The sequence below is a fragment of the Fimbriimonadaceae bacterium genome, assembly GCA_019638775.1.
GTDB lineage: Bacteria > Armatimonadota > Fimbriimonadia > Fimbriimonadales > Fimbriimonadaceae > JAHBTD01.
This window is the reverse complement of record JAHBTD010000002.1, coordinates 485,370-497,184: the sequence shown is the minus strand read 5'-3', so window position 1 is coordinate 497,184 and position 11,815 is coordinate 485,370. Positions and strand designations below refer to the sequence as shown.

Here is an 11,815-nt window from a genome sequence, read left to right as displayed (position 1 = left end):
CCACGGACATGAGCGACACGCCCACCAAGATCCGCCTTCGTATCCTTCGCCAGACATCGCAAAACGCCGAAAGCTTCTGGCAAGAGTTCGAAATCCCTTATCAGCCGAATCTCAACGTCATCTCCACGCTCATGGAGATTCGCAAGAACCCGCAAACCGCGAACGGTGTGCCTGTCGATCCTCCTGCGTGGGAAGCAGCCTGTCTTGAAGAGGTGTGCGGCTCCTGCACCATGAACATCAACGGTGGAGTGCGACAGGCTTGCACTGCGCTTATCGACGATGTTGGCGATAAGCGCGGAGATACCCTCCACGTCACGCTGGAACCGATGAAAAAGTTTCCTCTCGTGCGCGATCTTATCGTTGACCGTTCACGGATGTTCGAAGGTCTTAAGAAGGCGAAAGGCTGGGTTCCGATCGATGGTTCTTACGACCGAGGTATGGCCCCAGCGCAAGACGATCATGTTCGGCAACTGCGATACGCCCTATCGCGCTGTATGACCTGTGGGTGCTGTCTTGAGGCTTGCCCCCAGATCAACGAAAAGTCGACGTTCGTGGGTCCGGCAACGCTCGCTCAATCTCTGCTCTTCAACCTGCATCCGGTTGGGAAAACCCTCGAAGCCGACCGTATGGAGTTTCTCACTTCCGAAGAGGGCATTACCGGCTGCGGAAACGCTCAGAACTGTGTGAAGGTTTGCCCCAAAGGCGTCCCTCTCACCCAAGCCATTGCTCAGCTCAATCGGGACACCACTGTTTACAAGATCAAGAAGTGGATGGGCTTGTCCTAAGAGTTAAAGTTGCTTTCGGCGTAAGGCGCGAAGCGTGTTGGAGCTTCATGCGTCCAACCCAAACACGCCCCAAGGCGGAACCGCCCGTCCCACCCAGGCGTAAAAACACAAGAGGTATCCTATCCCCATGACACGCAGACTCTCGATCCGTGCCGTATTTGCCATGATAGCCGTCGCCGCATCGTTGTTCGTTTTTGCCCAGGTTGGAACCAATATCCCGACCGCCAAAGCAACGATGGACGCCAAGACGACAAAAGCGGGAGCAGTCGCCAAGGGCAAAGTCGTTTTGACTTTTGCTGAGGGTTGGCACGGCTATCAGAATCCGCCGATGGGAGAGTATGAGATTCCTGTGAAGGTTGAGTCTGCAACGAAAGATGTCAAGATCAAAGTGACCTACCCCAAGGGCATCGTGAAGGACTTGATGGGCGCTACCACAGCGGTCTATGAGGGCAGCGTTGATATCCCGTTCGAGTTCACAACTTCGAAAAAACCCGGCGATTACAAAGTCAAGATCAAAATCAGCTACCAACAGTGTAACGATTCATCTTGTCTGCCTCCAGGGTCCATCACGCTTGAAGTACCGGTAAAGGTCGTTAAGTAATGCCACGCGGTCCGTTCTCACTGGGCCGTTACTCGATCGGAGGCCCCCAACTTACGATTGTAGGTGGACCGTGCCTAGCCGAATCTTACGAGGTGTGCTCTTCGGTAGCCCGTGAACTTGCCCGCATCTGCATCGAGCTAGACTTTCAATATATCTTCAAGGCCTCGTTCGACAAGGCCAATCGCACGTCAGCAAACTCACAAAGAGGAATGGGAATTGATGCGGGGCTTGACCTGATCAAACGCGTCGCCGACGAGGTCGGTGCGCCTTGTACGACCGACGTCCACCTTCCCGAACAGGCCGGTATCGTCGCTCAAAGGATCGACCTTCTTCAAATTCCCGCATTTCTCTGCCGCCAAAGTGACTTGCTGCAGGCCTGCGCTGAAACCGGCAAACCCGTCAACGTCAAAAAGGGACAATTCCTTGCCCCATGGGACGCCAAGAACATCGTCGAGAAGCTTGAGGCGTTCGGGGCTAGCGGCATGATGCTCACGGAAAGAGGAACCTCCTTTGGTTACAATACTCTGGTCGTCGACATGCCTGGACTGGAAACGATGCGATCCTTCGGCGTACCCGTTTGTTTTGACGCAACGCACTCCGCTCAGCGACCAGGCGGAGCAGGCTCCTCTTCCGGGGGCAACCGGGAGACGATCCCTGCAATGACGCGAGCAGCTGTTGCCGTCGGTGTTGATGCGTTGTTCCTTGAGGTCCATCCCGACCCCACCAACGCCCTTAGCGACAAAGAAACCCAGTGGCCCCTAGCCGATGCCGAACGGCTACTGAGAATGGTTTCCGAGATTCATAAAGCGACAAAAGAAGTATCAGCCCGTTAAGGCAAGCCCTGCAGCAAACTCTTCGAGAACTGTTCGTACTTCATCAACTCGGTTGCATTGCGTAAGTCGATTCCGTGTCTCTGCGGCTCCAACTTCGCCCTTGATGTACATCGGAACCTGACCACGCAGATGCCGCGTCGCGTACATTTCTGACTCGTCAAACTGTGCTTTGGGCAGCGCCAACGCCTCTTCCCAAGAATCCACTTCCGCTTGATAGGCAACCATCAGCTTTAGATGCTCAATAGCAGTGTCGATCCGCTCTCGGATCGTTGGCATCGGCGGAATCTCCTCACCGGCAAGCCCAGCCTGAATCCGGGCGAGAGTCCACGGATTGGAGATCGCTGCCCGCCCCACCATCACGCCATCCGCGCCCGTCTCGCTAAGCAAACGAACGGCATCCTCCGGAGTCTTGACGTCGCCGTTGCCGATCAGCGGCACGTCAACCGCTTTTCGCATCTCTGAAATGAGCCGCCAATCCGCCTCCCCTTCAAAACCCTGCTTTGCAAAGCGTGCGTGGAGGGTGATCATCTTGGCCCCAACCCCTACAAACCGTTTTGCGAGTTCAGGAGCCGCATAGAGTGAAAAGTCCCAACCCGCCCGCACCTTAACCGTCACCGGCACCTTAACAGATTTGACGACCGCTTCAACAATCTTCTCGGCAAGCTCGGGATCCTTGAGCAAAGCCGCCCCGGAGCCAGTCTTGCAAACCTTCGGTACCCAGCAGCCCATATTGATGTCGATGATGTCCGCCCCGTGAGCCTCGCAAAGCTGGGCCGTCTCCGCCATGATCTCCGGCACCCCGCCAAAAATCTGGATGCCCAGCGGGCGCTCGTCAGGATGGATTTTGAGCTTGCGGAAGGTCTTCTTGGCGTTGTAGTGGATCGCCATCGCGCTCACAAACTCGGTAAACATCAGCCCTGGATTGCCGACCCGCTTGGCGATTAACCGAAACGGAAGGTTCGACACATCCTCCATTGGGGCAAGGATGAGCCGGTTCTGAATGGGGATATCGCCGACGTGGAATGCAGGGGCCATGCGGTCTCTATTATGAAATCATCGGAGATGAGGAGTCGGGATAGAGGACCGCGATAGCGCCACACACTCCTTCCCCACCCCACCACGACTGCACCAGGGCAATGAGGAGGTTGTATGCAGGGTAAAAACAGACCGAGATGGCAAAACAGCTCAACGTCGGCCTCATCGGCTATCAGTTCATGGGCAAAGCCCACAGCAACGCTTACCGCCAAGCCAATCGGTTCTTCGATCTTCCGATCCAGATCGGTATGAAAACGATTTGCGGACGCACAGAGTCCGCCGTCAAGGCCGCCGCCGACAAGTTCGGGTGGCAGGGCTACGAGAATGATTGGCGAAGGGTGGTTGAAGATCCCGCTATCGACATCATCGACGTCTCCACTCCCGGCGACAGCCACCACGAAATCGCCATCGCCGCCGCACAGGCAGGAAAGATCGTGTTCTGCGAAAAGCCACTCGGGAATACTCTTCAAGAGGCAAAGGAGATGCTAGAAGCCGTGCAAAAAGCCGGAGTCTCTCATGCCATCTTCCACAACTACCGAAAAGCCCCAGCTGTGGCCCTCGCCAAAAAGATGGTCTCAGAAGGACGGCTCGGCACGATCTACCACATGCGAGCGACCTATCTGCAAGACTGGATCGCCGATCCCAACTTCCCGCTTGTCTGGCGATTACAAAAGGAAAAGGCGGGTTCGGGGACACACGGAGACATCAACGCCCACATCATCGACCTGGGACGCCACCTCCTCGGTGAGTTTGAGCAAGTGACGGGTCATTTGCACACCTTCATCAAGAAGCGCCCACTAGTCGGTGCAACGGACGACCGTCTCGGTGCTCAGGCAAGTGCCGAGATGGGAGAAGTCACCGTGGACGACGCAGCTATGTTCCTTGCCACGTTCAAAAATGGCGCGCTTGGCACTTTCGAGGCATCGCGCTTTGCCGTCGGCAGAAAAAACTATAACAGGTTCGAAATCAACGGCTCTAAGGGCTCGATCGTCTTTAACTTAGAGCGTATGAATGAACTTGAGTACTACAATAACGACGACCCAGAAGAGACGCATGGGTTTCGAGTTATCCAGGCTACCGAAAGCAGTCATCCCTACGCAGGCAACTACTGGCCGGTCGGACATATTATCGGATACGAGCATACATTTGTAAACCTGGTCGCAGATGCGATCATGGCTATCGACAAAGGAGAACTTCCCTCCCCAAATTTTGTCGATGGTTATGAAAATCAGCGAGTTCTCGACGCCGTCGAAAAAAGTGCCATTTCTCGAACCTGGGTGAACTTGTAACAGAAAGTGAAGTAGAATGTAAAAGATTCGCGTAACGCTGTCAAAGCACAATCGTTTGATGTGTGAGGGCAGCGACCGCTGCAAGGATGGAGCGGCTTTTTGAACCTTTTAGGTTGAGGAATGGGTGCAATTGACCCATTATCAAACGTATAGAGGTTTGGGGACGCAAACGAATAAGGACGAGTTCATGCGTCGAAGTATCAGGGCAATCGCGTTAGGGACAATCTGGGTAGCACCGATCTTGGTGTCTGCGCAGGTGCCTTTTGATGCTGGGACCACCCCAGAAAACTCCGCGAACGACCTCGCCGTCGGTGGAAGACTCACCAGCGACCTCATTCTCATCAAGAGTTCAACGCCCACTATTCCTCTGCGCTATGGCAGCATCGTCGCCAATTCAGAACGCATCGAGTTAGGCGGACGTGAGTTGGTCAGAGGCAAGGATTACTCCATCGACCTTGAATCCGGTGTGGTCTATCTGATGGTGCCGGTCAAGAACGGTCAGTCGATGGTTGCCACCTACCGCTACAGGCCCGACGCACAGAAGGAACTCTCTGGACTTTTCAGCACCGGCGGAGCGCCCACTTTCAAATTTGACCTGATGCCCGGTGGCGTCAAAGCTCTCGTGGGCTTTGGCATGACGGAGCGAGGCAAAGACGGCAACGTCATCAGCTCCAACGTCTACGGCCTCAACAATGCTTTCAAGTTCGGCGGAGCTGGAAAACTCGGTGGACTGATGCTCTTTGCAAGCCGAGAAGAGAACTCTGTTGAATCGAACTACGAATACAGAGAAAAGAAAAAAGCAGAAGACCTGGGTAGCTCAAGCTTCATGCACCAGCAGCTTGAAACCAAGATGCTCGGCGGCAACGTCGTCCTGTCCTACCAGGACATCAGCAAGAACTTCACCGCCTTCAGCGCCGTTGCCGATGCCGGATACGATCAGAAAACAGTCGATCAACTCAAGAAAGAACGCGGTCTTGAACGAATGTCCATGGGCATTCAAGACATGAACTTGGGAAGCTCGAAGTTCAGCGGCGGTTTCAAAACAGTCGGTGACGGCGACAACAGCATCGAGTGGCGAAACTACGGCTTCAAATCGGGCGGACTGCAACTCAACTACAACAGCCAGACCGTCGATAAAGGATTCAATCGATTTAAGGACCTTGCCGAAGCGGACCGCGCCCAGCTTCAAAAAGAAGCAGGCATGTCGCGCCAAACGATGAGCGGACAGTTTGCTCAAAAGACATCCAAGGTCTCGTTCGAAATGAATCAGGTTAGCGATCCGAACGAGAAAGAGATCGTTCGTCGCTCCCTATCACTCGACACCACAGGCTTCAAGCTCTGGATAGGAGACCAAGAGGTCGAAAGCGGATTCAGCCGTATGAGCAGCCTCCTTGCTCCCGAACAAGGCATGTACGGCCGTGAAATTGGCCTCAGCCGTCAGTGGTTCGGAATGGAGACCGGCTTGCTCGGCAAGAATATGCTCGTCCGTTTCGAGCAGAAATTTATCACATCAAAGTCCGGCGACTTCAAGAGCGAAGATGTCTCCTTCAAAGGAAACGGATGGAGTCTTGAACACGCGACCCGCGACGTTAGTGCTGGATTTACAAACCTCAACTCGATGCAAGACGCCGAGAAGAAGGATCATGCTCAAGTCGTCGCCAACATGTACGACCCCAAAGGCGTGGCGCTTCAAGGTGATGACATCAACCGCTTCCTTGGCACACGCGGACTCAGCCGATCGCTTACCCGATTCAATGCCGAGCCCTTTAAAGCTTGGAAGTTCAGCTTTGATGCACTCAAGCTCGAAGGTGCGAAGGACGAGGCGTCCGTAGATACTTACGACGTTCAGGGTCCTGGCTTCAAAGCCAAGTATCGAAAGCAAAACCTGGGGGCTCAGTTCAATGAACTTGCCTCGCTGATGAATGTTGAACGCCAACGACTGGGAACACTGCAAGGGCTCGACCGAACTGATTTCGCCTTGGCCTTCGATTTCAACAAGAAATCGAATTTCAGCTTCTCGAATATGTCTGCCGAGTCTGCAAACTCAGGCGGAGCTTCGCGCACATCCCTTCAGTACAACGATCCGAATCTAAGTGTTCAACTCAATGCTCGGAACGTCGATCCCCAGTTCGATGGAGTCAATAGGTTGGTTGATCCTGAAAAGGACCTTCTCAAGACCATGCAGGGCTTCCAGCAGCGCGATGCTCGCATCGTGTGGAGACTGATGCCCGGACTGAAGCTTGATTCATTCGTATACGAATCCAACAACGGGATGACCGAAGAAGCCAGACTCATCCAAAACACACGAGTCGATTGGGCGCTTGACAAAAACACCGCGTTCACGTTCCAAACCGCCGGTACCAAGAACGCAGATCCTCTGAAAACGCTTTTCGAGAGCAACCTTCAACAATTTGCTGTTAGTCGCACTATGGGATCGGGTGGAAAGTTCACCTACCTGCACGAGACGCAGGATTTCAATGGCGTTGATGCCAACCGGCCCGACTACGATAAGCACTATTTTGCCTACGAAGCCAAGCTTAATCAGAAGACTTCCCTGCGCACAGAGCAAACTCGCACAAGATTCGATAACGGCGATAAAGAGAACGTCAGCACTAACGTTGTCACGACGGAGATTGCCAAGAATGCGGGTGTCAGCGTTACAGATACCCACATCGACCGCGAAGGAGACGAGCGCGACGAGACACGACGACTCTATGGTTTCTATTTCGATCTTCCCAACGGAATGCGCATCAGCTATGGTTATAACCGACAGATGAACGGGGCCAATGGAGCTCTTCAATCCACGCTCGGAGTGACGGCTGGACAGATCGGCGGAATCAGCGTTGACCAGGCCAACTACAACACAAACTCGGTGGACGGACAATACAACAACGCAACAAGCAACTTCCAGATTTCGACCAAGAAACCGCTGACGCTAGGCTTCCTCCACAACTTCCAGATTTCTGCAGGCTCCGATACACAGTCACAGAAGTCGAACTGGGTGAAAGAGAACAAGCAGCTCGCCGTCGGGTTCAACATCGGCTCGACCGCATTCGGCTATGCGTATCGCAGTCAGATGCATCAGTCCGGTTACCGAGCCATCGACAGGGCGTTCAGCTTTAAGACCGATCAAAACGAGAATCGCGTGTTCCGTGCGGCAATTGATTACAAAATCAGAACATTGCCTTGGGGCGAGAACGTGATGATTCGTAATTTCGGTGTCTACCTCAAGCCGGCAAAAGACATTACGCTCAGCAACGTTGTCAGCACAAACCCAGAGGACAAAGCGAATCCGAATCAACTTCTTGGCTCTGTCGCCACTAAGCGACAGGACAATCAATGGAAGCTCGAATGGAAGCGCGATCAGAACTTCACACTCAGCGGTCAATGGCTGGAGCAGCAGAACTATTCTGAGGCTCTCGTTCGACACGCAGGATTGAACCTCACGCTTTTCCAAGGCTCGGGCTCACCGCTCACGCTTTACTACGGAATGCGGCAGAGCGGATGGGATGATCGCAAGACCTCGCAAGAATTCAGCCTTAGGTTCGACCAGCGACCTGGTCCCAACCAGGTTTTCAGCTTCTACGTCGGCAACGTGAGCTATCAGAACTTCACGCCGAACGGCTACAAGAACACCAACTGGACAGTCCGCTTGGATTACCAGTTGAGGCTCAAGTAAGGGCTGGTTAGTTTCCCCAATCGTAAAGCAGAGATCAATTCCAATGCATGTCGCTGTCACCCAGCGCGGCTTGATGGTAGTTTAACTGTCCATCGTGGTAGGTGATGTGGCTTGCACAGTGCGCCGCAAGTTTGAACGGACTCGTCGGTTCGCCATGTGGCAATGGAATCACGCGTTCATACTGGTCTTCTGGTAAGGCTTCCCAGGCATCAAGGACTTCCTGCACCGAAGAATTGAACTCACTCACGGCATAATCCCGATTTTTGTACTCTTCGGGGGCCATAATCCAACCGTCCATTTTGAAGGGCGCAGGCTCCTCACCGCGAATTCGTGCTGCAAATCGACGATTGACGAAAATGACCTCATACGTATAGTCGTAGGGGCTTCTCGCAACTCCCCCGAGAGAGTTCGCAAGCGCCTCCTCTGACATGGCGGCAAGGTCGCCCGCATAGCAAGCGGCAGCAGTTCGAATTCGATCGGATATGTGGGCTTTGATGTCAATGGCCATAGCGCTGTCCTTCATCCCTGCCAAAACAGGTGTCTATGAGCTTACACGATACTGCGCCACCGCCACTCTTTCAAGCCTGATTGGCAGGTAATGTTGGATTGATGAAGCGCGTCCTTCTTGCCGCCAGCGGCGACTCCCGGCTCCCTGCCAACCAGCTTTGCTGGCCCACCCAAGAAGCGATGGAGGCCAAGCTGAAGTCGGTGCTTGCCGGCCTTGGCTGTGAGGTCCACCGCGTCCATGAGTACGACCCCCAGGCCAAGCACGGGTTTTTGGATTCGCAGAAGGCTGGGCTAGCCGCCTTTGCCGAGATCGACCGGACCGCGCCGATCATCGTCGCAGAGAGCGTGTGGCAGTACAGCACCCACATCCTCCCCGGCCTCATCAACCATCGCGGGCCGATCTTGACGGTCGCGAACTGGTCGGGGCAGTGGCCAGGACTGGTCGGGATGCTGAATCTGAACGGGGGTCTGACCAAAGCCGGGGTCAAGTATTCGACGCTCTGGAGCGAGACGTTCGACGATGAGTTCTTCATGCGCGGGCTGAAGGAGTGGCTGGAGACGGGAACCGTCACCCAGGACGCCTCCCACCTGCGCCCGTTCGACCCCGCCTCGGTGTCGGGCGAGGCCGCGTCGGTCGCCAGCCGTCTGCGCGAAGAGCTGCTGAGAGATGGGGCCATCCTTGCCGTCTTCGACGAGGGCTGCATGGGGATGTACAACGCCATCATCCCTGACGAGCTTCTCTTCCCGATGAACATCCACAAGGAGAGGCTGTCGCAGAGCGCGCTCCTGTTTGGGATGAGCCAGGTCACCGACGCCGAAGCCGAAGCGGTCTATCAATGGATCGTGGACAAGGGGTTCACCTTCCACTTCGGACCCGACCCCGAGAACGATCTGAGCAAGAGCCAGGTGATCGAGCAGTGCCGGATGTATATCGCCGCCGCCCGAATCGCCGACGAGTTCGGCTGTGCCGCGCTGGGCATCCAATACCAGCTCGGTTTGAAGGATATGTGCTCGGCGAGCGATCTTGTGGAGGGTTTGCTGAACAACAGCGACCGCCCGCCCGTACACAGAGCCGACGGCTCGATCATCCGGGAGGGCGAACCGTACACCCACTTCAACGAGGTGGACGAGTGCGCGGGGGTGGACGGGCTCTTTACCCAGCGTATCTGGACGGCCCTGAACCAGCCGCCCGAGAACACCCTGCACGATCTGCGGTGGGGCGATATCGACCGGTCGGGGACGGTGGACGACTATGTGTGGGTGTTCGAGATCAGCGGGGCGGCCCCAGCGGAGCATCACGGCGGCTATGGCAAGAGCTTTGGGAAGCGGCAGGCCAAGATGTACTTCCCCTATGGCGGCTCAACGCTGAGCGGCGTGGCCAAGCCGGGAGAGATCGTTTGGAGCCGCATCTATGTGGAGCCGGGCAGGCTGTGTATGGACATCGGGCGTGGGCATGTGGTGGAGCTGCCGGAAGCCGAAACGCGGCGGAGGCTCGACGGCACCACTCCCCAATGGCCGATCATGCATGCGGTGCTGCACGGGATCAGCCGCGATCAGATGATGGCAAAGCACAAAGCGAACCACATCCAGGTGGCGTACGCGCATGGGGCTGAAGAAGCTGATCGGTGTATGCAGGCTAAGGCGGCCCTTGCGCATTCGCTGGGGATAGCGGTCAGTGTTTGTGGGGTGTAGGGGGATAGGACTTATGGGACCGATACGTCCTATAAGCCCTACCTAAAAACATAGAGGCTTACCTTTCCCGGTCAGCTTCTTACTCCCGACCCTTATGCTCCCGAATGAATGTCGGAATGTCCAGATCGGACTCGTCAAATACGCCGCTGGAGTCGATGTTCGACCCCCTCGATGCGCCGGAAGTTCGCTCCACCCCGTTGTTCGGTACAGGAGGAATCTCCCGCTGAGACCGAATCACGGGCTGAGGTGAACTAACCGAACTGCCTGTTCGAATATTGTACGTCGAACCCGTCTCATCGACCTTTGCCTCCGATTCGGGAACAACCGCAGTCGGCGTCGGCTGAACCTCGGAGCTGCCGATCGAGTAGGTGGCATCGGCGACCTTGCGACCTTCAATCGTATACGGGTTAAACCCAGTCGCAATCACGGTAATGCGAACAGAACCGTCCATCTCAGGATCGACCACCGTACCAAAGAAGATATTCGCCTCATCGCCATCGCAAAGCCCGTGGATAAAGTCCATCGCTTCCGTGGCTTCGGCAAGTGTGAGGTCTTCCCCACTCGTGATATTCACGAGGAGGCCCTTAGCGCCATGAATCGTCTGCTCAAGCAGCGGGCTCGCGGTTGCCGATTGCGCTGCCTGAAGCGCGCGCTGATCGCCGACGCCATAGCCAATGCCCATCAATGCCGGTCCTGCATCGTTCATGACCGCTCGGACGTCGGCAAAGTCTACGTTGATCTGACCAGGAATTGTGATGATGTCGCTGATGCCCTGAACGCCCTGTCGAAGCACATCATCGGCTACGCGGAAAGCTTCGCGGAGCGTCGTCTTGCGCTCGACAACGCTGATAAGTCGGTCGTTTGGAATCGTGATAATGGTATCGACACGGCCGATCAGCGAAGTCACGCCGTTCTCGGCGAGTCTTGCCCGTCGGGGTCCTTCAAAGCTGAACGGACGAGTCACAACCGCTACAGTCAGCGCCCCCATCTCCCGAGCAAGGTCAGCGACCACAGCTGCCGCGCCCGTGCCCGTACCACCGCCCATACCGGCAGTGATAAAGACCATGTCGGCACCTTCGAGCATCTTTCGGATGTCGTTTTTGCTCTCTTCGGCGGCCATCTTCCCGATCTCGGGATTGCCTCCCGCGCCCAAACCGCGAGTAAGATCTTTGCCTAGCTGGACCTTCTTTGGGGCCCCCGAAAGGTCGAGGACCTGGACATCGGTGTTCATTGCGACGAACTCGACCCCCTGAATTCCCGCTTCGATCATGCGATTAACGGCATTTGAGCCGCCACCGCCAACGCCGATGACTTTAATGACTGCGCTTTGTGTTTTCACGATTCCGTCCTGGTCCATAGCTAAAGCCGGTAGAACCGACTCCACAATTCAAAAA

General features: G+C 55.5%; 9 protein-coding genes. 6 read left to right on the top strand and 3 right to left on the bottom strand.

Going from position 1 to position 11,815, the window contains the following annotated elements:
- Positions 1-8 precede the first annotated feature (8 nt).
- The 3 genes from sdhB to kdsA all read left to right on the top strand — a co-directional run bounded on the left by sdhB (position 9) and on the right by kdsA (position 2,219).
- Complete coding sequence (sdhB, locus tag KF784_08490) at positions 9-785, top strand: succinate dehydrogenase iron-sulfur subunit (protein MBX3119088.1); 777 nt, start codon at positions 9-11, stop codon at positions 783-785.
- Positions 786-912: 127 nt separating this feature from the next.
- Entirely contained in the window at positions 913-1,386 is a 474-nt protein-coding gene (locus KF784_08485) for a hypothetical protein (GenBank protein ID MBX3119087.1), read from the top strand.
- Positions 1,386-2,219, top strand: a complete 834-nt coding sequence (gene kdsA / locus KF784_08480) for a 3-deoxy-8-phosphooctulonate synthase (GenBank protein ID MBX3119086.1) — start codon at positions 1,386-1,388, stop codon at positions 2,217-2,219. Before KF784_08485 ends, kdsA begins: the two co-directional genes overlap by 1 nt.
- Here the strand turns inward: kdsA and dusB are convergent.
- Positions 2,208-3,254, bottom strand: coding sequence for a tRNA dihydrouridine synthase DusB (dusB, locus tag KF784_08475; protein ID MBX3119085.1), 1,047 nt, complete (start codon positions 3,252-3,254; stop codon positions 2,208-2,210). The genes kdsA and dusB overlap by 12 nt on opposite strands.
- A gap of 137 nt (positions 3,255-3,391) precedes the next feature.
- Here dusB and KF784_08470 point away from each other — a divergent pair, with 137 nt between their 5' ends.
- Together KF784_08470 and KF784_08465 are read left to right on the top strand one after the other, a co-directional pair.
- The gene (locus KF784_08470) at positions 3,392-4,543 is read left to right on the top strand and encodes a Gfo/Idh/MocA family oxidoreductase (protein ID MBX3119084.1); all 1,152 of its coding nucleotides are present in this window, start codon (positions 3,392-3,394) and stop codon (positions 4,541-4,543) included.
- Positions 4,544-4,730: 187 nt separating this feature from the next.
- Positions 4,731-8,222 (top strand): hypothetical protein, encoded by a 3,492-nt coding sequence (locus KF784_08465; GenBank protein MBX3119083.1) that lies wholly within the window; start codon positions 4,731-4,733, stop codon positions 8,220-8,222.
- 34 nt (positions 8,223-8,256) lie between these two features.
- On the opposite strand, the gene KF784_08460 is transcribed toward KF784_08465, so the two are convergent.
- Positions 8,257-8,730: a DinB family protein gene (locus KF784_08460; protein MBX3119082.1), complete on the bottom strand. Its 474-nt coding sequence runs from the start codon at positions 8,728-8,730 to the stop codon at positions 8,257-8,259.
- Between the two features lie 101 nt (positions 8,731-8,831).
- On the opposite strand from KF784_08460, the gene KF784_08455 reads away from it, so the two are divergent.
- Positions 8,832-10,421 (top strand): hypothetical protein, encoded by a 1,590-nt coding sequence (locus KF784_08455; GenBank protein MBX3119081.1) that lies wholly within the window; start codon positions 8,832-8,834, stop codon positions 10,419-10,421.
- 79 nt (positions 10,422-10,500) lie between these two features.
- Here the strand turns inward: KF784_08455 and ftsZ are convergent, their stop codons facing one another.
- Positions 10,501-11,760: a cell division protein FtsZ gene (ftsZ, locus tag KF784_08450; protein MBX3119080.1), complete on the bottom strand. Its 1,260-nt coding sequence runs from the start codon at positions 11,758-11,760 to the stop codon at positions 10,501-10,503.
- Positions 11,761-11,815: the final 55 nt, after the last annotated feature.